The organism is Streptomyces sp. NPDC008079, assembly GCF_042957385.1.
In the GTDB taxonomy this organism is placed as follows: Bacteria; Actinomycetota; Actinomycetes; order Streptomycetales; family Streptomycetaceae; genus Actinacidiphila.
Genome location: NZ_JBIBIC010000013.1, coordinates 91,271 through 112,586, shown reverse-complemented (window position 1 = coordinate 112,586; position 21,316 = coordinate 91,271). Strand labels below are relative to the sequence as shown.

Genomic DNA, 21,316 nt, shown 5'->3' with positions numbered 1-21,316 from the left:
CTCCCCGGCCAGGGCCCGTGCGGGGGCAGGCTCTAGAATCACGGCGGCGGCCGAGCCGTACGCGCGCGCCCCTTACCTGCCAGGAGGCACCCCGTGTCAGTCGTCGCCGTCCCCGGTTCCAAGTCGGTGACCGCCCGGGCGCTCTTTCTCGCCGCCGCCGCCGAGGGCACCACTGTGCTGCGCCGGCCGCTGCTGTCGGACGACACCGACGGGTTCGCGGAGGGCCTGACCCGGCTCGGGTACCGCGTCGAGCGCGATCCGCAGGCGTGGCGGATCACCGGCCGCCCGTCGGGGCCCGCCGTGCCGGAGGCCGACGTGTACTGCCGTGACGCCGCCACCGCCGCCCGCTTCCTGCCCGCGCTGGCCGCCGCGGGCCACGGCACGTACCGCTTCGACGCGTCCGCGCAGATGCGCCGCCGCCCGGTCGCGCCGCTCACGACGGCGCTGCGCTCGCTGGGCGTGGACCTGACGCACGAGGAGGCCGAGGGGCATCTGCCGCTGACGGTGGTCGCCGACGGTCTCAAGGGCGGGGCGATCGACCTGGACGCGGGGCTGTCGTCGCAGTTCCTGACGGCGCTGCTGCTCGCGGGGCCGCTGATGGCCGAGGGGCTGCGGATCCACGTCACGGACCTGGTCTCCGCGCCCTATGTGGAGATCACGCTGGCGATGATGCGGCGCTTCGGCGTCGAGGTGGCGCGCGAGGGCGCGACCTTCGTGGTGCCGCCGGGCGGCTACCGCGCCGTCGACTACCCGATCGAGCCCGACGCCTCCACGGCCAGCTACTTCTTCGCCGCCGCCGCGCTGTCCGGCCGCACCGCGACCGTGCCGGGGCTCGGCGCGGACGCCCTCCAGGGCGACCTGCGCTTCGTGGACGTCCTGCGGTCGATGGGCGCCGACGTCGAAATCGGCCCGGACGCCACCACCGTCACCGGCACGGGCCGCCTGAGCGGTCTCACCGTCAACATGCGGGACATCTCCGACACGATGCCGACGCTCGCGGCCATCGCGCCCTTCGCCGACGGGCCGGTCCGTATCGAGGACGTCTACAACACCCGCGTCAAGGAGTGCGACCGGCTGGAGGCGTGCGCGGAGAATCTGCGGCGCCAGGGCATCACAGTCGCCACGGGACGCGACTGGATCGAGATCGCGCCGGGGACCCCCGCTCCGGTCGAGATCGCCTGCCACGGGGACCACCGCATCGCGATGAGCTTCGCGGTCGCCGGGCTGCGCACGCCGGGCACCACCTTCGACGAGCCGGGCTGCGTCAAGAAGACCTTCCCCGACTTCCACTCCTTCTTCGCCTCGGTGCGCGCCGACTGGGGCGTGTGACCGGCAGTCCGTGCCGGACCCCGCCCCGGCCGGAACGGCGGCGGCCGGGGTCAGCCCGCGTGCGTGGAGAACAGACCTCCGGTGGGCCCCTGCTTGTCGCCGCCCTGGGACTTCTTGAGGGCGTTGGCGAGTCCTTCGATCGTCATGGACTGGAGGATGACCCGGCCGTTGCCTTCGAGGGTGGCCAGGGACAGGCCCTCGCCGCCGAAGACGGCGTTCATGACGCCCTGGCGGTTGAGGCCGCCGATGCGCTGGACGCCGTACTGGATGCCCTCCTCGAAGGCGACGATGCAGCCGGTGTCGACCTCGATCCGGCCGCCGAACTCGGCGGGGTTGAGGTCGATGAAGTTGCCCGCGCCCGCGATGATCACGGTGCCGGTGCCGGTGAACTTCTCCAGGACGAAGCCCTCGCCGCCGCTCATGCCCTGGCGCCCGCCCGCGAAGGCGATGCCGAACTGGACGGTGGACTCGGCGGCGACGAAGGCGTCCTTCTCGGCGAACCAGGCGCGTGAGCCGGTCAGTTCGAGGGCGCGCATCTCGCCGGGGAGCACACCGGCGAAGCCGACGGTGCCCTCGCCGCCCGAGGCGGTGAAGTACTGGAAGGCCAGCGACTCCCCGGCCAGGGCGCGCTGGCCGACCTGCATGGCGGTGCCCATGGCCTGCCGGAGCATGCCGCCCACACCGGAGCCGCCGGAGCCGGACCCGGAACCTGCGCCTGAACCGCCCGAGCCGGGGCCGCCCAGCCGCGTCTCCATCGAGACGTTGGCCGTCTTGAACAGGAACTTCCCCGCCTCGCAGTACACCGTCTGGCCCGGGCTGAGGGTGCAGACGGCCATCTGCATGGCGTTGCCGACGATCTGCTGCTGGAGGGTCACAGCGGTACTCCTAGGACGACGGGCCAAGGTGCGGCGGGCGGGTGGCCGCCGGCCCGAGCGTAGCCCCGGCGCGGCACACCACCAGCCTCACCGTCAACGTATCGCCCGCGCGATCCGGTTCCGCGCCGGACCCGGACCGCCGAGTGCCGGGCCGCCGCCGTCGGGCCCTGCGGGCTGCGCGGGCAGCCGTACGGTCCGCTCGCCGCCCGCGTCGAGGAAACGGGCCAGCGGCAGTGTCGCGGCGCCCACGGTGACCGCGTCGGCGCCGAGCCTGCCCAGTTCGATGGAGGTCTGCGCGCAGGGGTGGTGCAGGGAGTACGCGGCGGCGACCTCGCGGACGGTGGGCAGCAGCCGGGGGCCGAGCAGCAGTCCCGCCCAGCCGCCGATGACGATGCGCTGCGGGTTGAAGAGGTTGATCAGGTCGGCGATCCCGGCGCCGAGGTATTCGGCGGCCTCGGCGAGCAGTCCCCCGGCCTCGGGGTCGTGGTCGGCGGCGGCGATGAGCGCGGCCAGGCCGGTCTCCTCGCTGACCCCCGTGGGCGCCGACGGCCAGCGGCCGAGCAGTGCCTCGGCGCCGACGTACGCCTCCAGGCAGCCGCGTGAGCCGCAGCGGCAGGTGCGCCCGCCGACCCGCAGCGTGGTGTGGCCCCACTCCCCCGCGCTGCTGCTCGCGCCGCGGTACGGGGTGCCGTCGGCGACCACGGCCGCGCCGACGCCGGAGCCGATGAGGGCGATGACGACGTTGCCGGAGCCGCGTCCGCCGCCGAACCACATCTCGGCCTGGCCGAGGGTCTTGGCACCGTTGTCGATGTAGAGCGGAAGGGCGGTCCCGGCGCGCAGCAGGCGGCCGAAGGGGACGGCTTCCCAGCCGATGGTCTGGCCGTGCACGACGACGCCGTCGCCCTCGCCGGGCGCGTTGTCGCCCTGCTCGACGATGCCGGGGACGCCGATGCCGACGCCGAGCACCTCGCTGTCGTCGATCCCGGCCTCGCGGACCACGGACTCGATGCCTTCGAGCGCGAGCCGTACGACGTGGTCGACGTCGTGGCCGCTGTCGGACAACGGCAGGTCGGCCGCGGCCCGTTCGGTCAGCGCGAGGTCGAACAGCTCGACCCTGACGCGGGTCTCGCCGACGTCCACGCCGACCACGTATCCGTATCCGGCGGAGACCTGGAGCAGGATGCGCGGCCGGCCGCCGTCGGACTCGACGGCACCCGCCTCCTCGACCATGCCGTCGGCGATCAGCTCGCCGACGACGTTGCTGATCGACCCGGCGCTGAGGCCGGTGTCCCGGCCCAACTCCTGGCGGCTGAGGGGTCCCTCGAAATACAAATGACGCAGAAGCGATGCACGGTTGCCCCGCCGCAGGTCACGCACTGTTCGCTTGCCGCGTTCAGCCACTTTGTCGCCCTCCCGTCTCGTCCGGCGTGAATCTATCGCTGCACAGGGTCTTGACGCCACCTTTTCTCACAAGTTAAATCACGGCCTGAATTAAGGCACAGGCGCTGTTCACTTCCTGAAGCGAACCCACCTCTGAGAGGGACCCGTTATGCGCACCTCCAGCACCTCCAGCAGACTCCTCGCGGCCACTGCCCTCGTGGCCGCGCTCGGTCTCACCGTCTCCGCCTGTGGCGGCTCGGACGACAGCGGCAGCGGCGGCGGCAGCAAGAGCACCAGTGGCGGCGGCGGCAAGACGCTGACGTACTGGGCCAGCAACCAGGGCACCAGCCTGGACAACGACAAGCAGGTGCTCACCCCCGAACTCGCCAAGTTCACCCAGCAGACCGGCATCAAGGTCAAGCTGGAGGTCATCCCGTGGTCCGACCTGCTCAACCGGATCCTCGCGGCGGCCACTTCCGGCCAGGGTCCCGACGTGCTGAACATCGGCAACACCTGGTCCGCCTCCCTCCAGGCCACCGGCGCCCTGCTGCCCTTCGACGACGCGACCTTCGCGAAGATCGGCGGCAAGGACAAGTTCGCGCCCGCGTCGATCGCCGCCGCCGGCGCGGCCGGCAAGGACCCGGCCGCGGTGCCGCTGTACTCGATGGCGTACGGCCTGTACTACAACAAGAAGATGTTCGCCGACGCCGGCATAGCCAACCCGCCCAAGACCTGGGACGAGCTGGTCGCCGACGGCAAGAAGCTCACCAAGGACGGCCACTACGGCCTCGCGGTCGAGGGCGGCAACGGTTCCGAGAACATCCACCACGCCTTCGTGCTGGCCAAGCAGCGGGGCTCCGACTGGTTCGACGCGTCCGGCAAGGCGACCTTCGACACCCCGAACAACGTCGCCGCGGTGAAGCAGTACGTCGACTTCATCGCCAAGGACAAGATCGCCGCGAAGGGCAACGCGGAGTACGCGCAGAACCAGACCATCACCGACTTCGCCACCGGCAAGGCCGCGATGATGATGTGGCAGTCCGCCGCCACCTCGATCAAGTCGCACGGCATGAACCCCGACCAGTACGGCGTGGTTCCCGTCCCGACCCTCCAGGCGGGCGCGACCGGCGACGCCGGTGTGACCTCGATGGTCGCCGGTATCAACATGGCGGTCTTCAAGAACTCCAAGAACATCGACGGCGCCCTGAAGTTCGTCAACTTCATGACCAGCGACGCCGAGCAGAAGACCCTCAACTCGACGTACGGTTCGCTGCCGCCGGTCAAGGCCGCGCAGAGCGACCCCGCCTTCCAGACCCCGGACCTGAAGACCCTCGCGAGCGTGCTGGGCAGCTCCGCCGCCCCGCTGCCGCAGGTCGCCAACGAGGCCCAGTTCGAGACCCTGGTCGGTACCGCGGTCAAGGACCTGTTCGCGGACGCCGCGGCCGGCAAGGACGTCTCGACCGACTCCGTCAAGGCCGCGCTGACCAAGGCGCAGCAGCAGATGCCCGCTTCCTAAGGATCGGCTCCATGACTGCCACTGCCCCTCCTCGGAGCGCTCCCGAGGCCGGCCCCTCCGACGGCAAGCCCGTCGGAAGGGGCCGGCTCCGGCCGCGTATTCCCGCTCGGCTGCGCCGCGTCGGCGTGCCGTACCTCATGCTCTTCCCCGCACTGATCCTGGAACTGCTGATCCACCTGGTGCCGATGGTCGTCGGCATCGTGATCAGCTTCAAAGGGCTCACGCAGTTCTTCATCCGCGACTGGGGCAGCGCGCCCTGGACCGGTCTCGACAACTACCGCGTGGCGGTCAAGTTCGACCAGCCCGTCGGCGAGGCGCTGCTGCACTCGTTCTGGGTGACCGTCATGTTCACCGTCCTGTCGGTCGGCCTGTCCTGGCTGATCGGCACCGCGGCGGCGATCCTCATGCAGGACGCCTTCCGCGGCCGGGCGATCATGCGCGCGATCTTCCTGGTGCCGTACGCGCTGCCGGTCTACGCGGCCGTCATCACCTGGGCGTTCATGTTCCAGCAGGACACCGGCCTGGTGAACCACGTACTGCACGACCAGTTGCACCTCACCTCCAACAAGCCGTTCTGGCTGATCGGTGACAACAGCTTCTGGGCGCTGGTCATCGTGTCGGTGTGGAAGTCCTGGCCGTTCGCGTTCCTGTGCCTGATGGCCGGTCTCCAGAACATCCCGCGCGAGCTGTACGAGGCCGCGGCGATGGACGGCGCGGGCATCTGGCAGCAGATCCGCAAGATCACCCTGCCGTCGCTGCGGCCGGTGAACCAGGTACTGGTCCTGGTGCTCTTCCTGTGGACGTTCAACGACTTCAACACGCCGTTCGTGCTCTTCGGCAACTCCGCACCGCACGCGGCCGACCTGATCTCCATCCACATCTACCAGTCGTCGTTCATCACCTGGAACTTCGGCTCGGGCTCGGCGATGTCCGTGCTCCTGCTGCTCTTCCTGCTCGTGGTGACCGCGTTCTACCTGCTGTTCACACGGAAGCGGGAAGTCGATGCCTAGGATCCCCGTGCAGCCGTCGCCGATGGCCTCCCCGAAGTCCTTCCTGTGGACCCGCCGGGTCGTTCTGACCCTGCTGCTGCTCTTCGTGCTCACTCCCGTGTACGTGATGCTCAGTTCGTCGCTGAAGCGGTTGCAGGACGTGCAGGGCACGTTCCACTGGATACCGAACGGCCTCACCCTGCGGCCGTACGTCGACATCTGGAAGACCGTGCCGCTCGGGCACTACTTCATGAACTCGCTGATCGTGTCGGTGAGCGCCACCCTCTTCTCGGTGGTCATCGCGATCTTCGCGGCGTACGGCGTGAGCCGCTACCGCTTCCCCGGCCGCCAGTTCTTCACCGTCACGGTGCTGTCGACGCAGATGTTCCCCGGCATCCTGTTCCTGCTGCCGCTGTTCCTGATCTTCGTCAACATCGGGAACAGCACGGGCATCCAGCTCTACGGCAGCAGGCTCGGCCTGATCATCACGTATCTGACCTTCTCCCTCCCCTTCTCCATCTGGATGCTGGTCGGGTACTTCGACTCCATCCCGCGCGACCTCGACGAGGCCGCGAAGGTGGACGGCTGCGGCCCGCTCGGCGCGCTGTTCCGGGTCGTCGTGCCGGCCGCCATCCCCGGCATCGTCGCCGTGTGCGTCTACGCGTTCATGACGGCGTGGGGCGAAGTGCTCTTCGCGTCCGTCATGACCAATGACTCGACCAGGACACTCGCCGTGGGCCTGCGCGGATACGCCAGCCAGAACGACGTGTACTGGAACCAGGTCATGGCCGCGTCGCTCGTGGTGAGTGTGCCGGTGGTCGCCGGATTCCTCCTCCTCCAGCGTTACCTCGTCGCCGGGCTCACCGCCGGCGCCGTCAAGTGACCCCACCGAAAGGCTGCTTGTGAACGACCTCAGCTCTCTTCCCGCCGATTTCGTCTGGGGCGCGGCCACCGCCGCCTACCAGATCGAGGGCGGGGTGGACGAGGACGGCCGGGCCCCGTCCATCTGGGACACCTTCTCCCGAACCCCCGGCAAGGTCGCGGGCGGCGACACCGGCGACGTCGCCTGTGACCACTACCACCGCTGGCCCGAGGACCTGGAGCTGATGCGCGCCCTGGACCTCGACTCCTACCGCTTCTCGATCGCGTGGCCGCGGGTGATCCCGCAGGGTTCCGGCGCCGTCAACGCCGCCGGACTCGCCTTCTACGACCGGCTGGTCGACGCCCTGCTCGAAGCGGGCATCACGCCCAACGCCACGCTCTACCACTGGGACCTGCCGCAGGCGCAGCAGGACAGGGGCGGCTGGCCCGAGCGGGAGACCGCCGAGCGGTACGGCGAGTACGCGGCCGTCGTCGGGCAGGCGCTCGGCGACCGGGTCAAGGACTGGGCGACGCTCAACGAGCCGCTGTGCTCGGCGTGGATCGGCCACCTGGAGGGCACCATGGCCCCCGGCTGGACGGACCTGACGGCGGCGGTCCGCGCCTCGTACCACCTGCACGTCGGCCACGGCCTGGCCGTGCAGGCGCTGCGCGCGGCCCACTCCGATCTGCGGATCGGCATCGTGAACAACCTCAGCCCGTGCGAGCCCGCCACCGACCGCGACGCCGACGTGGCCGCCGCCCGGCGCGCGGACGGACACACCAACCGCTGGTGGCTGGACCCGATCCACGGCCGCGGCTACCCGCAGGACATGGTGGAGCTGTACGGCGTGGACCTGCCGATCAAGGACGGCGACCTGGAGTCGATCGCCGCTCCGCTGGACTGGCTGGGTCTGAACTACTACTTCCGCAATGTCATCACGGACGACCCGACGGGCCCCGCGCCGTACGCCAAGTCGGTGTACCTGCCGGGCGTCCGGCGGACCGCGATGGACTGGGAGGTCAACGCCGACGGCCTGGAGCAGCTTCTGGTCCGGCTCTCCGAGGAGTACGGCGCGAGCCGGATCTTCGTGACGGAGAACGGTTCCGCCTACCACGACACCGTCGGTCCCGACGGACAGGTCGACGACCCTGAGCGGGCCACCTACCTGGAGGAGCACCTGGCCGCCTGCGCCAGGGCGGTCCGCCGCGGGGTGCCGCTGGCCGGTTACTACGCCTGGTCGCTGCTGGACAACTTCGAGTGGGCGTACGGCTACGACAAGCGCTTCGGTCTGGTGCACGTCGACTACCCGACGCAGAAGCGCACGATCAAGGGCAGCGGTCGCCGCTACGCGGACATCATCGCCGCCCACCGGCGCCGGGTGCGGCGCGCGGCCTGAGATCGCGGTCGCGGATGAGGGGTGCCGTCCCGGGGATGCGGCACCCCTTCCGCGCGCCCGCCCCTGACGGGGCCTCAACTCCCGTCGGCCGGCCGTTCGATGAGCCGGCCGACGGGCTCGCCGGTCACCGCGCCGTGGTCGGCGATCCGCTCGCCGCGCAGCCAGGTGCCGCGTACGACACCGTGCAGGGTCCTGCCCGCGTAGGCGGTGATCGGGTTGCGGTGGTGCAGACGGGCCGGGTCGACGGTGAAGGTCTCCTCGGGGGCGAGGACCGCGAAGTCGGCGTCGTAGCCCGCGGCGATGGCGCCCTTGGCGGTGAGTCCGGCGAGCCGGGCGGGCCCTGCGGACATCCAGCGGGCGACGTCGGCGACGGTGTGGCCGCGGCGCCGGGCCTCGGTCCAGACCGCGGGCAGGCCGAGTTGCAGCGAGGAGATGCCGCCCCAGGCGGCGGCGAAGTCGCCGGTGTCCTTGCGCTTGAGGTCGACGGTGGACGGCGAGTGGTCGGAGACCACGCAGTCGATGGTGCCGTCGGCCAGCGCCCGCCAGAGCGCGTCCTGGTTGGCGGCCTCGCGGATCGGCGGGCAGCACTTGAACTCCGTTGCCCCGTCCGGGACTTCCTCCGCGGTCAGGGTGAGGAAGTGCGGGCAGGTCTCCACGGTGACGCGGACGCCCTCGCGCTTGGCCGCGGCGATCAGCGGCAGCGCCCCGGAGGAGGACAGGTGCAGCACATGGACGCGGGCGCCGAGCCGCTCGGCCAGCGCGATCAGACCGGCGACGGCGGTGTCCTCCGCGGCGCGCGGCCGGGAGGCGAGGAAGTCGGCGTAGTGCGGGCCGCCGCGCCGCGGGGCGCCGTCGATCAGCCCCGGGTCCTCGGCGTGCACGATGAGCAGGGCGTCGAACCGGGTCAACTCGGTGAGGGCTTCCTCCAGTTCGGCCGGGTCGAGCTGCGGGAACTCGTCGACGCCGGAGTGCAGCAGGAAGCACTTGAAGCCGAAGACGCCCGCGTCGTGCAGGGGTTGGAGGTCCTTGACGTTGCCGGGGACGGCGCCGCCCCAGAAGCCGACGTCGGTGTGCACGCGGCCGCGCGCGGTGTCCCGCTTGACCGTCAGATGCGCGGTGGTGGTGGTCGGCGGGACGCTGTTGAGCGGCATGTCGACGAGCGTCGTGATGCCGCCCGCCGCAGCCGCCGCGGTGGCCGTCGCGAAGCCTTCCCACTCCGTGCGGCCGGGGTCGTTGATGTGCACGTGGGTGTCGACCAGGCCGGGCAGCAGGACGTCGTCGCCGAGGTCGACCACGCGCGCACCGGCCGGGTCGGGGGTCTCGTAGGGCCGCACCGCGCTGATCACTCCGCCGCTGACGGCGACCGCCGCGGGCCGTTCGCCCTCCGGCGTCACGACGCGCCGCGAGCGCAGGATCAGTTCCTCCGCGTCCTTCACGTACCCTCCCACCACACCTTCAACAATTCGTTGAAACGCAATGTGCAGGAAGATCCCGCACACCGTCAAGGGCGTGTAAGCTTCCGCAGAGCGGAAACCGCATTTCGCAACACCGTCGGCACGGCTGGTGACCTGGCCGCCGACGCCTTCGCGCACTGCCGCACCGCCGTACCGCCGTACCGCCGCACCGCCATGATTGCCGACGAACGCCGACCTTGCCGAGGGGATCGCACGTGTCTGCTGACCGCGCCGGGGGCGTCCAGTCCCTCGAACGGGCCTTTGACCTGCTGGAGCGCATGGCGGACGCGGGCGGCGAGGTGGGGCTCAGCGAGCTGTCCTCCAGCAGCGGGCTCCCGCTGCCGACCATCCACCGCCTGATGCGCACCCTCGTGAGCTGCGGATACGTCCGCCAGCAGCCGAACCGCCGCTACGCGCTCGGCCCCCGCCTGATCCGCCTCGGCGAGACCGCCTCCCGCCTGCTCGGCACCTGGGCCCGCCCCTACCTCGCCGAACTGGTCGAGGCCACCGGCGAGACCGCCAACATGGCGCTGCTCGACGGCGACGAGGTCGTCTACGTGGCCCAGGTCCCCTCCCGCCACTCCATGCGGATGTTCACCGAGGTCGGCCGCCGCGTCCTCCCCCACTCCACCGGCGTCGGCAAGGCCCTGCTCGCCGACGTTCCCCCGGAGGAGGTACGCGCCCTGCTCGCCCGTACCGGTATGCCCGCCGCCACCGACCGCACCATCACCGACCCGGACGACTTCCTCACCGAACTCGGCCGCATCCGCGCGATGGGCTACGCCGTGGACGACAACGAACAAGAGGTCGGCGTCCGCTGCCTCGCCGTCACCGTCCCCGACTCCCCCACCGCCGCCGCCATCTCCATCTCCGGCCCGGCCGGCCGCGTCACCGAATCCGCCACCGACAAGATCATCCCCGTCCTCCACGAGGTGGCCCAGGCCCTGTCGCTCGCCCTGGCCACCACCACGGCGCCGTCGCCGTCCTCCTGAGGCGCACCGCCTCCGCCCGTCCATGGACCGGGACCGGCCCACGCACGGGCGGCGCCCGTAAAGAACGGCACCCGCACGGTCAGCACGTCGGCGTCGCGCGCTCCACCGTTTCGTGCAGCTCCGCGAGCGGTTCGGTCAGGGCGCTGACCGAACCGAGAGCGGCGGCGACGAGTAAAAGAGAGTGCCGAACGGCCTCGGCGTCGCGTATCGCGGCCGGCGCCGGCTGCGCGGCGAGCCTGGCCAGGACGGCCAGCTCGTCCTCCGCGACGGCGCGGTCCGGCAACGCCGGGCGATACGCCGCGAGTTCCCGTTGAACGCGAGCCACCGCCGCCCGTAATTCCGCCGCCCCCGGCGCACTGACCACCTGTGTCTCCCCCAGCGCGTACTTCTGCCTCACACCCACTCCGCCCCCGGTTCTCCGACGTGGTCTCCGGGGCCGATCAGTTAACGCGAAGCGAAGCCGGTCGCGCTATACGGTCTTCGAAAAATGCGCCAAATTCACTGTGCCGAGCGCTTGTGGGTTTGGAATGCCGTCCTGGTTGGCCTCGGCGCTGCGCCCCTCGGTCCGCCACACGGTGACGTCCAGACTGGCACTGGGTGCCGGAGCGCCCTTCGGCGTCAGCGTCCGGAAGACGACCAGCGCGACCGTGCCGTCGGCGGACTGTACGCAGACGCGCGAGCCCGCGCTCACCGAGTCCCGCGGGATGGAAGGGCTTGCGGCGGCGGCGCCGCGGCAGCCCGCGAGGGTGTCGGGCGCGGCCGGGTCCAGCAGGGCGACGGTGCCGTGGGCGGGGTCGGTGCCGAACGCCTCGGGCTCCGGGGTGAAGCCGATGTCCCCGGTGAAGGGGCCGGGGAGCACCACGGGCGGGTCCTGGGTCAGCGACAGGCCCGAGCCCGCCGGGAGCCGTATGCCCGCGTACCGGATGCCGCTCGGCTGCTCGGGTGCGCCGGTCGCGTCCCCGCCTCCTGCGCCGGAGTCCGGCGGCGCGGTGGTGGGCGCCGCGGCGGGCGCGGTGGAGGCGGTGGACGCGCCGCTCGCGCGGTGGTCGTCGTCGGAGCGGTCGAGGAGGACGGCCCCGACGGCGGCCACGACCGCCAGGGCGGCGACCGCCGCCAGGACGGTGCCGCCCCGGCGCCGGGCGGGCGGGCGCGGGAGGTGCGGCAAGTGCGGCAGGTGGGGGCGGTACGGTACGTGCCCGGCGCTCGGCCGCGCCCACCCGTAGTGCAGCGATCCCGGATGCCCGGTCGGCGGCGCCACCGGTATCGGCGGCGCGGGCGGCGGCATCGCCGGAACGATCGCCGCCAGCAGCGCGGGCGGCAGCCACCGGTCCGCCCGCCGCCGCGACGCGTCGGGCGCCGCCTGCGCGCACATCGCGATGATCTGCGCGGGCGACGGCCGCAGCGCGGGGTCCTTGATCAGGCACCGCGTCACGATCTCCCGCAGCTCCCCCGGCAGCTCGTTGAGATCCGCCTCCCCGCCCCCGACGGCCGCCCCTCCGACGGCCGCGTACGCGGCGATCAGCCCCAGCGAGAACACATCGGCCGCGGGCCCCCCGGCCTTCCCCGCCAGCTGCTCGGGCGCCAGGAACGCCGCCGCGGCGGGCGGCTCGTCGGCGACGGGTTCCCCCATGAGCGAGACGGGCGCCGGTCCCTGGGCGGGCAAGCCCTCCGCGGCGCCCGCGGGCGCCGTCCGGCTCGCCGACGACGCGGCGGCTGACGTATCGGACGCGGCCGCGCCCGTCAGGGCGAAGTCCTTGACGCGCGGGCCGTCGGCGGCGAGGAGGACGTGGGCGGGGGTGAGGGCGGCATGGGTGAGCCCGCGGTGGTGGATGGTGCGCAGCGCTTCGGCGATTCCGGCGACGAGCCGCAGGACGCTGGGGACGGGGAGCGGCCCTGTGGTGGTGACGGCGGTGCGCAGCGAGAGGCCGGGGACGTAGGCGGTGGCGAGCCAGGGGCCCGCGCCGGAGTCGTCGGCGCCGCCGTCGACGAAGGGGACGACGTAGGGCCCGTGCACCTGCCGCAGGGCGTGGACGTCGGGCGGGAGCCGGTCGATCAGGCGGAGCGCGACCGGTATGCCGCCCGGCGCGTGCGCGAGGTAGACGCGCCCGCCGAGCCGCGCGCTGATCCGGTAGCCCGGGACGCCGGTCGGATCCTCGGCCGTCAGCGGCTGGAAGTGCTGAGCGCCCATCAGTCCCCGTTCCCTCGGCCGGTCACCGCCCCTTCCGGCCCTCACGCCGACGATACCGGAACACGCCACGCCGACCGCGGCCTGTTCGGCCATGGTCCCGTCACGGTATGCAGGAGTTATGCACACAAAGGGCGAGGTGGCCGGACTGCTGCTGGCGGCCGGTGGCGGGCGGCGGCTGGGCGGGCGGCCGAAGGCGCTGCTGCCGTACGAGGGGCGGCCGTTGGTGGAGCACGCGGTACGGGTGCTGCGCGCGGGCGGCTGCGGCCCGGTGCACGTGGTGCTGGGCGCGGCGGCCGACGAGGTGGTGGAGCGCGCCGACCTCTCCGGCTGCGTGGTGGTGCGCAATCCGCGCTGGGAGGAGGGCATGGGCTCCTCGCTGCGGGCCGGGCTCGCCTCGCTCGCGGCGTCGGCCGACGCCCCGGCCGCGGCGCTGATCGGCCTGGTGGACCAGCCCGGCGTGGGCGCGGCTGCCGTCGCCCGCGTGCTGGCGGCGGCCGGTGGAGGCGAGGCCCTGGTGTCGGCCCTGGCCTGCGCGGTGTACGACGGCAGGCGCGGCCACCCGGTGCTGATCGGGGGCGCCCGCTGGGCCGGGGTCGCGGGCAGCGCCACCGGGGACCGCGGGGCGCGTACGTATCTGCGCGAGCACGCCGACCACACCGTGCTCGTGGAGTGCGGTGACATCGGCGACCCGGCCGATATCGACACCCCCGCCGACCTGGGGCTTCTCCGGCCCGCCCCGGACCCGGCGGAGCCTGCGGCTGCACCCCGTGCCACAAAGCGTTGAACTTCCGCACTGTGAAATCTATACTCCACCTTGCAGAACCGCCCGTACCTCGGACCGGCCCTGGCACCCGGTGCCAGTCCCGCACCCCGGCGGGCGCCAGACACACTCGCACTCTGGAGCAGTGACAGCATGTCCGCATCAGCGCCGTCTCCGGCCGTCGTCTCCGAGGCCGCCGGGCCCGTCCCCCGCGCGGAGGAGGTGCTGACCCCCGAGGCGCTGGTGTTCCTCGCCGAGCTGCACCGCCGTTTCGCGCCCCGCCGCGCCGAGTTGCTGGCCCGCCGCCAGGAGCGGCGCGCCGGGATCGCCCGCACCGGCACCCTCGACTTCCTCCCGGAGACCGCACACATCCGGGACGGCGACTGGCGGGTCGCCCCCGCGCCCGCCGCGCTCGACGACCGCCGGGTGGAGATCACCGGCCCCACCGACCGCAAGATGACCATCAACGCGCTGAACTCCGGCGCGCGGATCTGGCTCGCCGACTTCGAGGACGCCTCCGCCCCCACCTGGGAGAACGTCATCGGCGGCCAGGTCAACATGATCGACGCCTACGAGCGCAGGATCGACTTCACTTCCCCCGAGGGCAAGTCGTACGCGCTCGGCGACCCGGCGGACCTGGCCACCGTCGTGATGCGCCCGCGCGGCTGGCACCTGCCGGAACGCCACCTCACCGTGGACGGCGAGCAGATCCCCGGCGGCCTGGTCGACTTCGGCCTGTACTTCTTCCACAACGCCCAGCGGCTGATCGACCTCGGCAAGGGCCCGTACTTCTACCTGCCCAAGACCGAGTCGCACCTCGAAGCCCGGCTGTGGAACGACGTGTTCGTCTTCGCGCAGGACTACGTGGGCGTCCCGCAGGGCACCGTGCGCGCGACCGTGCTGATCGAGACGATCACCGCCGCGTACGAGATGGACGAGATCCTGTACGAACTGCGCGACCACGCCTCGGGGTTGAACGCGGGCCGCTGGGACTACCTCTTCTCCATCGTCAAGAACTTCCGTGACGGCGGCGCCCGTTTCGTGCTCCCGGACCGCAACGCGGTGACGATGACGGCCCCGTTCATGCGTGCGTACACCGAACTGCTGGTGCGCACCTGCCACAAGCGCGGCGCGCACGCGATCGGCGGGATGGCCGCCTTCATCCCGTCCCGGCGCGACGCGGAGGTCAACAAGGTCGCGTTCGAGAAGGTCAGGGCGGACAAGGACCGTGAGGCCGGGGACGGTTTCGACGGCTCGTGGGTCGCGCACCCCGACCTGGTGCCGATCGCCCGCGCCTCCTTCGACGCGGTCCTCGGCGACCGGCCGAACCAGAAGGACCGGCTGCGCGAGGACGTGCACGTCACCGCGGCCGAACTGATCGACATCGCCTCGCTGGACGCGAAGCCGACCTTCGACGGGCTGCGCAACGCGGTGCAGGTCGGCACCCGTTACATCGAGGCGTGGCTGCGCGGCCTCGGCGCGGTGGCGATCTTCAACCTGATGGAGGACGCCGCCACCGCCGAGATCTCCCGCTCGCAGATCTGGCAGTGGATCAACGCGGGGGTCGTCTTCGAGAACGGCGAGAAAGCGACCCACGACCTCGTGCTGCGGGTGGCCGCCGACGAACTCGCCGCGATCCGCGAGGAGATCGGCGAGGAGGCGTTCGCGGCGGGCAAGTGGACCGAGGCCCATGAGCTGCTGCTGCGCACGGCGCTCGACGCGGAGTACGTCGACTTCCTGACGCTGCCCGCCTACGAGTTGCTGGCGGACTGAGCCCCGGCGCCCGGGAACGGCCGCCGCGCCGAAACGCGCTTGCACCCGGCGCCGGCGGCCGTTCATGCTGCTCCGCATGCTCATCCGTGATGTGACCGAGGCCGACTGGCCGCGGATCTGGCCGTTCCTGCGGCGGATCTGCGCGGACGGGGAGACCTTCAGCTATCCGACGGACATCCCGGAGGCGACGGCCAGGGACTACTGGCTGCTCGCGCCGCCCGCGCGGACGGTCGTGGCCGTCGGCGACGACGGCACGGTGCTCGGCACCGCCAAGATGAACGCCAACCAGGGCGGCAACGCCGCCCATGTCTCCAGCGCCAGCTTCATGGTCGACCCCGCGCACCGCGGCCGCGGTGCGGGCCGCGCGCTGTGCGAGGAGGCGCTGCGCTGGGCGGAGCGCGAGGGCTTCCGCGCCATGCAGTTCAACGCCGTGGTGGAGTCCAACACCTACGCGATGAAGCTGTACGAGTCACTGGGCTTCCGGGTGATCGGTACGGTCCCCGAGGGGTTCCGGCATCCGCGTCTGGGCTACGTCGGCCTGCACATCATGCACCGGGCGCTGTGATCCCCGGCTTCCTCGGCGGGGTGCGGGCGGCGAGCCAGGAGTCGTAGGTGATCCGGCCGTCGGCGTGATCGGGGGTCAGATTGCCGCCCGCGCGCAGCGCGCCCGCCAGGGCGCCGGGCAGCCGCAGCGGTACAACGAGCCTGCGGCGGCCCGCCGCGCGCAGGGTCGCGCGGGTCAGATCGGCGGCGCTGCGGATCTGCGGACCGCCCAAGTCCGGTGCGTGGCCCACGGGTTCGCCTCCGGCCAGGTCCGCGAGCCGGTCCGCGACCTCGGTGACGTCGACCGGCTGGAAGCTCACTCCGGACAGCGTCAGGATCGCGGGCAACCGCCGCTGCGCGACGGTGAGCCGGGCCACCAGGTCGTGGAACTGCGTGGTGCGCAGCACCGTCCACGGCAGCCCGCACTCCTCCACGACGGTCTCCGCGGCGAGTTTGGCGCGGTAGTAGCCGAGCGGGACGCGGTCGACGCCGACGATCGAGATGTACACCAGGTGCGGGTCGCCGCCCGCGCGCACCGCCGCTCCGGTCAGCCGCTCGGTGGCCTCGACGTCGCCGCGGCCGTTGGTGGTCGCGCAGTGCGCGATCGTGCCGACGCCGTCGAAGAGCGCGCCGTCGATGCCGACGCCGGTCCGCAGGTCGCCGACCGCCCACTCGTACGGCCGCGCGTCGTCGGCCCCACGCGGGCCGCGGCTGAGCACGCGTACCGGGCGGCCGGCGGCGAGCAGCCGGTCGACCAGCGCGCGGCCGAGGGTGCCGGTGCCGCCGGTGACCAGGGTGACGGCCCCCGTGGCGGGCTCGGCGGCGTAGCCTTCGGCGGATACGGGCTCGGTCGGGCTCACGGGCGCTCACCTCTGGCTGTGGCGGAATCCTGCCTGCCGCGCCCCGCACCCGGCGGGGTGCGGACGTCCGGCTGAACGCATAGTAAACGGCGCGGAGCGGGAGGTCGTCGCGTACCCGCCGTGGCACCCGGCCCCGGTGCGCGCGCCGGAGTGCGGGCCGTGGTGCGGGCCGTGGTTTCGGGGAGACGCCGCCCCCGGAGCCGCGGGGCCGACCGTGGTCCCACGGTCCGGGGGCGGTGTCGCCGGACCCGTGTCAGGACAGGGTCCGGCTACCGGTCGGGGGCCGTCCCTCCCCGACCGGTCGCTTTCGCGGCGGTGCCTACGGTGTTACGCCAGGCCCGCGATCCGCGCGAGGCGCTGCGCCTCGGTCCTGGTCAGCCGCGCGATGGCGTCCTCGTCGGCGCGGGTGAGCCGGTTGTTCTCGACCACCGGCACGCCGTTGACCAGCGACAGGGTGACCGGGGCCGCCGCGCCGAAGACCAGCGCGGCGACGGGGTCGGCGATCGAGGCGTGCGCGATGCCGTCGAGCTTCCACAGCACGAGGTCGGCGAGCTTCCCGGCCTCCAGGGAGCCGATCTCGGCGGTACGGCCGAGCACGCGCGCGCCGCCGTAGGTGCCCAGGCGCAGGGCCTGACGGGCGTTCAGCGCCTTCTCGCCGCCGCCGAGGCGGTTGATGAGCAGGGCGTTGCGCAGTTCGGTGTGGAGTTCACCGGACTCGTTGGACGCGGTGCCGTCCACGCCGAGGCCGACCGGGACCCCGGCGGCGAGCATGTCGGGCACCCGCGCGATGCCCGCGGCGAGCCGGGCGTTGGACGACGGGCAGTGCGCGACGCCGGTCCCGGTCCGGGCGAAGGCGGCGATGTCGGAGTCGTTCATGTGGACGCAGTGCGCCATCCACACGTCGTCGCCGAGCCAGCCGGTGGACTCGAAGTAGTCCGTCGGGCCCATGCCGAACAGCTCGTGGCAGAACTTCTCCTCCTCCACCGTCTCGCTGCCGTGCGTGTGCAGCCGGACGCCCTTGCGGCGGGCCAGCACCGCGGCCTCGCGCAGCAGTTCGGTGGAGACCGAGAAGGGCGAGCAGGGCGCGGCGGCGATGTGCAGCATCGAGCCGAAGGAGGCGTCGTGGTGGGTGTCGATGGCCTCCTCGGTCGCGAGCAGCGCGCCCTCGGTGGTCTCCACGGCGAAGTCCGGTGGCAGTCCGCCGTCGCTCTCGCCGCGGTCCATCGAGCCGCGGGCGGCGGTGAAGCGCACGCCCAGTTCGGCGGCGGCGCGGATCTCGGCGCCGAGCAGGTCGCCCGCGCCGCGCGGGAAGACGTAGTGGTGGTCCATCGCGGTGGTGACGCCGCCGCGGGCCATCACGCCGAGCGAGCCGGAGGCCGCCGCGTAGACCATCCGCTCGTCGATCCGCGCCCAGGTCGGGTACAGCTCGACCAGCCAGTTGAAGAGGTTGCTGTTCTGGGCGAGGCCGCGGGTGATCCACTGGTAGAAGTGGTGGTGGGTGTTGACCAGGCCGGGGGTGACGAGGTGTCCGGTGCCGTCGATCCGGCGGGTGACGTTCTCCAGACCGGCCGGTGCGGGGCCCGCTCCGACGGACTCGATCAGATTGTCCGCGACGACGACGTGCCCGGTGGCGTACTCGGTGTCGTCGGCGTCGACGGTCGCGACGCCGCAGTTCTCGATGACGATGCGGTTGCTCATGGTGGTGCCTCTCAGTCCGTCACCGGGATGCGGGGCTCGGCGCCGTCACGCAGCACGGTGCCCTCGATGAGGCCGTACGGACGGTCGGCCGCGAGATAGACCTCGTTGTCGTTCTTGAGGCCGAACGGCTCCAGGTCAACCAGGAAGTGGTGCTTGTTGGGCAGCGAGAGCCGGACCTCGTCCACGTAGGAGCGGCTGGTGATGACCCGCGAGCCCATCGCGTAGAGGGTCTGCTGGAGCGAGAGCGAGTACGTCTCGGCGAACGCCTCCAGCAGGTCCGTGCGGACCTGCCCGTACGCCTTCTCCCACTGCGGGGCGCGCCGCTCGTCGCTGGTCCAGTTGAACCGCCAGCGGGCGGTGACCTCGGTGGCGAGGATGCGGTCGTACGCCTCTTTGAGGGTCGTGTACTCGTCCTTGACGAAGCCCCAGAACTCGGAGTTGGTGGAGTTCATGACCACCAGGTCCTTCAGGCCGGAGACGACCTGCCAGTTCTCGCCGTCGTAGCCGACCTCGGTGGTGCGGGTCTCCTGGCCCTTGCGGACGAAGGAGTGCTGGATCTCGTCGGCGCCGATGAAGCGGGAGCCCGCCTCGGAGGCGGCGATCCGCTCCCAGGAGTACTCCTCTATCCGTATCCGCGCCCGCTTGATCGGCTCCTGGCTGGTGACGAAGTGCCGGGCGAGGTGGATGCCGAACTGCTCGGCGGACTCGATGCCGTGTTCCTTGGCGAAGGCGAACACCGTGTTCTTGGTGGTGTCGGTCGGCAGCACGTTGGCGTTGGAGCCGGACAGGTGCACGTCGTCCATGTCGCCGGAGAGCGCGACCGAGACGTTCAGGTCCTTGATGTGGTGCGTGCCGCCGTCGCGGGTGATCCTGACGACACGGTTCTCTGCCTTGCCGTACTGGTTCTGGCCGAGAAAAACCGGGTGGGACGGGCGGGAAGTGGCGGTCATCGGTGCTAGCTCCCTCGGTATACGGAGTAGCCGAACGGATTGAGCAGCAGCGGTACGTGATAGTGCTCGCCCGGCCTGACGGCGAAGACGATCGCCACCTCCGGGAAGAAAGCTCCGCTGTCCCTTGCGCGGGGGGCGTCCTGCTGTGCGTTGGCTTGGCGGGTGAGGTACGGCTCCACGTCGAAGTGCAGCCGTACGTGGGTGGTGCCTTCCGGCAGGGCCGGGAGATCCTTGCAGCGGCCGTCGCCGTCGGTCTTCGACGACCCGTGCGGCGACCAGATCCCGCCGGCCGAGGCGCGCACCGACAGATGGACGGGCACGCCTTCCGCCGGGCGGCCGACGCTCGTGTCCAGGATGTGCGTGGACACCGACGTGTCGGTCATGAGGGATCTCCTTCGGACGCGGCCTCGCGTGCGGCTCCGGCTCCGGCGGTGGCACTGGTGCCGGTCCCGGTATCGGCTCCGGCTCCGGCTCCGGCTCCGGCTCCGGCTCCGGCGAGGCGGGTGAGCCGGATGCGGTTGATCTTTCCCAGTTCGGCGCGGACGATCTCGCGTTCGGTGTCCGTGTCGTTGCCGATCCGCTCCTTGAGGGCGGCCAGCATCTGCTCACCGGTCCTGCCGGTGGCGCAGATCAGGAAGACATGGCCGTGCGCGTCCTGGTAGGCCAGGTTGAGCGCGAGCAGTTCCTCGCGCTCGGCCGCGCCGACCCCGCTCTGCTCCCGCGCCGACGTGGCGTCGCCCGGGGTCGGGCGGCCGATCGGCGGGTGTCCGGCCATCGCCTGCGCGAGGTCGTCCGCGGTGAGCGCCGCCATGGCGGTGTCGCTCGCCGCGAGCAGGTCGTCGAGGCGGTCGTACGGCCGTCCGGCGGCCAGCGCGGCGTCCCACGCCGTACTGGCGCACACCTCGTGGAGCAGCGCGGACGCCGCTGACGAGGTGGCCTCATTGAGCCGGGAAAGACCCGGCGATGCGCTGGAAGTCACAGTCGCAAGCTAAGAGTCGCCGCCGTACGACGTCAACAGTTTGTTGAAAACTTCCGGTAACAAAGCCGTCCGGGAGCGGACGGAAGAGGAAACAACGGCCGGTCACTCGCTCTCGCGGGCACTCTTCTCGCTGTTCAGGGCGTTCTCCCTGTTCAGGTAGTTGTAGACGGTGAAGCGGCTGACGCCGAGCGCGGACGCGACGGTCTCCACGCCGTGCCGCACGGAGAAGGCGCCGCGCTCCTCCAGGATGCGGACGACGGTCTGCTTGTCCTTGCGGCCCAGGGCGGGCAGCGAGCCGTGCCGGCGTTCGAGGTCGGCCAGCAGGTGGTCGAGGGAGTCGGCCAGATGGGGCAGCCGGACGGCCACCACCTCCTCGCCCTCCCAGCTCAGCACCACGTCGTCGCCGCGCGCCTCGTCCGGCGCGACCATCTCCGCGCCCATCGCGTCCACCAGCGGCTTCACCGCCGCGGCGAAGGGGTGCCCCCCGGTGCCCGTCACTTGCCGTCCTCCTGCGCCCGCCCGGCCGCCGCGACCACGTTGACCTGGAGCGACACCCGGGTGGCGCCCGCCGCCAGCGTGCGCCGCAGCAGCTCCGCGACGGACGCGACGACCGCGTCGGCCTCGCCCTCGGCGGTGTTGCCGAACGGGCCGACGTCCACCGCGTCGAGCGACGCGCCCTCGACCACCTCACGGGCCACCACCGCGTGCTCGGGCGGCTCGTCCAGGTCGAACGGCTCGGTCGTGAATTCCAGCCTCAGTCTCACCAGGGCCC

21 protein-coding genes are annotated in these 21,316 nt (G+C 72.0%); 9 read left to right on the top strand and 12 right to left on the bottom strand.

Annotation, left to right across the window (positions count from 1 at the left end; genetic code table 11):
* Nucleotides 1-93: 93 nt before the first annotated feature.
* Entirely contained in the window at nucleotides 94-1,329 is a 1,236-nt protein-coding gene (gene aroA / locus ACFZAM_RS25160) for a 3-phosphoshikimate 1-carboxyvinyltransferase (protein ID WP_391049480.1), read from the top strand.
* Between the two features lie 50 nt (nucleotides 1,330-1,379).
* On the opposite strand, the gene ACFZAM_RS25155 is transcribed toward aroA, so the two are convergent.
* Both ACFZAM_RS25155 and ACFZAM_RS25150 read right to left on the bottom strand, forming a co-directional pair.
* A complete protein-coding gene (locus tag ACFZAM_RS25155; RefSeq protein WP_391049479.1) occupies nucleotides 1,380-2,204 on the bottom strand; it encodes an AIM24 family protein in 825 nt (274 codons plus the stop codon).
* Between the two features lie 93 nt (nucleotides 2,205-2,297).
* Nucleotides 2,298-3,605: an ROK family protein gene (locus ACFZAM_RS25150; RefSeq protein WP_391049477.1), complete on the bottom strand. Its 1,308-nt coding sequence runs from the start codon at nucleotides 3,603-3,605 to the stop codon at nucleotides 2,298-2,300.
* 148 nt (nucleotides 3,606-3,753) lie between these two features.
* Between ACFZAM_RS25150 and ACFZAM_RS25145 the strand changes: the two genes are divergently transcribed.
* The 4 genes from ACFZAM_RS25145 to ACFZAM_RS25130 are packed head-to-tail and all read left to right on the top strand — an operon-like array spanning nucleotide 3,754 to nucleotide 8,347.
* Complete coding sequence (locus ACFZAM_RS25145) at nucleotides 3,754-5,100, top strand: sugar ABC transporter substrate-binding protein (RefSeq protein ID WP_355339001.1); 1,347 nt, start codon at nucleotides 3,754-3,756, stop codon at nucleotides 5,098-5,100.
* Nucleotides 5,101-5,111: 11 nt separating this feature from the next.
* Nucleotides 5,112-6,110, top strand: coding sequence for a sugar ABC transporter permease (locus ACFZAM_RS25140; protein WP_355338998.1), 999 nt, complete (start codon nucleotides 5,112-5,114; stop codon nucleotides 6,108-6,110).
* A complete protein-coding gene (locus tag ACFZAM_RS25135) occupies nucleotides 6,103-6,972 on the top strand; it encodes a carbohydrate ABC transporter permease (RefSeq protein ID WP_355338995.1) in 870 nt (289 codons plus the stop codon). Before ACFZAM_RS25140 ends, ACFZAM_RS25135 begins: the two co-directional genes overlap by 8 nt.
* A gap of 19 nt (nucleotides 6,973-6,991) precedes the next feature.
* Nucleotides 6,992-8,347 carry a GH1 family beta-glucosidase gene (locus ACFZAM_RS25130; protein WP_355338992.1) on the top strand — a complete coding sequence of 452 codons (1,356 nt, stop codon included), beginning with the start codon at nucleotides 6,992-6,994 and terminating at the stop codon, nucleotides 8,345-8,347.
* A 74-nt stretch (nucleotides 8,348-8,421) separates the two neighbouring features.
* On the opposite strand, the gene allB is transcribed toward ACFZAM_RS25130, so the two are convergent.
* Nucleotides 8,422-9,783 (bottom strand): allantoinase AllB, encoded by a 1,362-nt coding sequence (allB, locus tag ACFZAM_RS25125; RefSeq protein WP_391049474.1) that lies wholly within the window; start codon nucleotides 9,781-9,783, stop codon nucleotides 8,422-8,424.
* A gap of 233 nt (nucleotides 9,784-10,016) precedes the next feature.
* Between allB and ACFZAM_RS25120 the strand changes: the two genes are divergently transcribed.
* Entirely contained in the window at nucleotides 10,017-10,793 is a 777-nt protein-coding gene (locus ACFZAM_RS25120) for an IclR family transcriptional regulator C-terminal domain-containing protein (RefSeq protein WP_391049472.1), read from the top strand.
* Nucleotides 10,794-10,872: 79 nt separating this feature from the next.
* Here the strand turns inward: ACFZAM_RS25120 and ACFZAM_RS25115 are convergent, their stop codons facing one another.
* Together ACFZAM_RS25115 and ACFZAM_RS25110 are read right to left on the bottom strand one after the other, a co-directional pair.
* Nucleotides 10,873-11,190: a DUF5955 family protein gene (locus ACFZAM_RS25115; protein ID WP_355338983.1), complete on the bottom strand. Its 318-nt coding sequence runs from the start codon at nucleotides 11,188-11,190 to the stop codon at nucleotides 10,873-10,875.
* A 72-nt stretch (nucleotides 11,191-11,262) separates the two neighbouring features.
* Complete coding sequence (locus ACFZAM_RS25110) at nucleotides 11,263-12,981, bottom strand: hypothetical protein (protein ID WP_391049471.1); 1,719 nt, start codon at nucleotides 12,979-12,981, stop codon at nucleotides 11,263-11,265.
* Between the two features lie 118 nt (nucleotides 12,982-13,099).
* Between ACFZAM_RS25110 and ACFZAM_RS25105 the strand changes: the two genes are divergently transcribed.
* The 3 genes from ACFZAM_RS25105 (at nucleotide 13,100) to ACFZAM_RS25095 (ending at nucleotide 16,079) form a co-directional block, all read left to right on the top strand.
* Nucleotides 13,100-13,765, top strand: coding sequence for a nucleotidyltransferase family protein (locus ACFZAM_RS25105; protein ID WP_355338977.1), 666 nt, complete (start codon nucleotides 13,100-13,102; stop codon nucleotides 13,763-13,765).
* A gap of 129 nt (nucleotides 13,766-13,894) precedes the next feature.
* On the top strand, nucleotides 13,895-15,514 hold the full coding sequence (aceB, locus tag ACFZAM_RS25100; RefSeq protein ID WP_355338974.1) for a malate synthase A: 1,620 nt from the start codon (nucleotides 13,895-13,897) through the stop codon (nucleotides 15,512-15,514).
* A gap of 76 nt (nucleotides 15,515-15,590) precedes the next feature.
* A complete protein-coding gene (locus ACFZAM_RS25095; protein WP_391049468.1) occupies nucleotides 15,591-16,079 on the top strand; it encodes a GNAT family N-acetyltransferase in 489 nt (162 codons plus the stop codon).
* On the opposite strand, the gene ACFZAM_RS25090 is transcribed toward ACFZAM_RS25095, so the two are convergent.
* The 7 genes from ACFZAM_RS25090 to ACFZAM_RS25060 form a co-directional block, all read right to left on the bottom strand.
* The gene (locus ACFZAM_RS25090; protein ID WP_391049587.1) at nucleotides 16,060-16,851 is read right to left on the bottom strand and encodes an NAD(P)H-binding protein; all 792 of its coding nucleotides are present in this window, start codon (nucleotides 16,849-16,851) and stop codon (nucleotides 16,060-16,062) included. The genes ACFZAM_RS25095 and ACFZAM_RS25090 overlap by 20 nt on opposite strands.
* Before the next feature lie 393 nt (nucleotides 16,852-17,244).
* Nucleotides 17,245-18,615 carry an 8-oxoguanine deaminase gene (locus ACFZAM_RS25085; protein WP_391049466.1) on the bottom strand — a complete coding sequence of 457 codons (1,371 nt, stop codon included), beginning with the start codon at nucleotides 18,613-18,615 and terminating at the stop codon, nucleotides 17,245-17,247.
* Nucleotides 18,616-18,626: 11 nt separating this feature from the next.
* Complete coding sequence (pucL, locus tag ACFZAM_RS25080; RefSeq protein ID WP_391049464.1) at nucleotides 18,627-19,565, bottom strand: factor-independent urate hydroxylase; 939 nt, start codon at nucleotides 19,563-19,565, stop codon at nucleotides 18,627-18,629.
* A 5-nt stretch (nucleotides 19,566-19,570) separates the two neighbouring features.
* Entirely contained in the window at nucleotides 19,571-19,948 is a 378-nt protein-coding gene (uraH, locus tag ACFZAM_RS25075; protein ID WP_391049462.1) for a hydroxyisourate hydrolase, read from the bottom strand.
* Nucleotides 19,945-20,544 carry a 2-oxo-4-hydroxy-4-carboxy-5-ureidoimidazoline decarboxylase gene (gene uraD / locus ACFZAM_RS25070; protein WP_391049460.1) on the bottom strand — a complete coding sequence of 200 codons (600 nt, stop codon included), beginning with the start codon at nucleotides 20,542-20,544 and terminating at the stop codon, nucleotides 19,945-19,947. Before uraD ends, uraH begins: the two co-directional genes overlap by 4 nt.
* 102 nt (nucleotides 20,545-20,646) lie before the next feature.
* Nucleotides 20,647-21,042 carry a helix-turn-helix domain-containing protein gene (locus tag ACFZAM_RS25065; protein WP_317452687.1) on the bottom strand — a complete coding sequence of 132 codons (396 nt, stop codon included), beginning with the start codon at nucleotides 21,040-21,042 and terminating at the stop codon, nucleotides 20,647-20,649.
* Entirely contained in the window at nucleotides 21,039-21,308 is a 270-nt protein-coding gene (locus ACFZAM_RS25060) for a hypothetical protein (protein ID WP_355338956.1), read from the bottom strand. Before ACFZAM_RS25060 ends, ACFZAM_RS25065 begins: the two co-directional genes overlap by 4 nt.
* Nucleotides 21,309-21,316: the final 8 nt, after the last annotated feature.

What these genes read in the sequence shown, in the direction of transcription:
- ACFZAM_RS25145 (WP_355339001.1), top strand. Translation starts at nt 3,754, where the DNA reads ATGCGCACCTCCAGCACCTCCAGCAGACTCCTCGCGGCCACTGCCCTC.
- ACFZAM_RS25140 (WP_355338998.1), top strand. Translation starts at nt 5,112, where the DNA reads ATGACTGCCACTGCCCCTCCTCGGAGCGCTCCCGAGGCCGGCCCCTCC.
- ACFZAM_RS25135 (WP_355338995.1), top strand. Translation starts at nt 6,103, where the DNA reads ATGCCTAGGATCCCCGTGCAGCCGTCGCCGATGGCCTCCCCGAAGTCC.
- ACFZAM_RS25110 (WP_391049471.1), bottom strand. Translation starts at nt 12,981, where the DNA reads ATGGGCGCTCAGCACTTCCAGCCGCTGACGGCCGAGGATCCGACCGGC.
- ACFZAM_RS25105 (WP_355338977.1), top strand. Translation starts at nt 13,100, where the DNA reads ATGCACACAAAGGGCGAGGTGGCCGGACTGCTGCTGGCGGCCGGTGGC.
- aceB (WP_355338974.1), top strand. Translation starts at nt 13,895, where the DNA reads ATGTCCGCATCAGCGCCGTCTCCGGCCGTCGTCTCCGAGGCCGCCGGG.
- ACFZAM_RS25095 (WP_391049468.1), top strand. Translation starts at nt 15,591, where the DNA reads ATGCTCATCCGTGATGTGACCGAGGCCGACTGGCCGCGGATCTGGCCG.
- ACFZAM_RS25085 (WP_391049466.1), bottom strand. Translation starts at nt 18,615, where the DNA reads ATGAGCAACCGCATCGTCATCGAGAACTGCGGCGTCGCGACCGTCGAC.
- pucL (WP_391049464.1), bottom strand. Translation starts at nt 19,565, where the DNA reads ATGACCGCCACTTCCCGCCCGTCCCACCCGGTTTTTCTCGGCCAGAAC.
- uraH (WP_391049462.1), bottom strand. Translation starts at nt 19,948, where the DNA reads ATGACCGACACGTCGGTGTCCACGCACATCCTGGACACGAGCGTCGGC.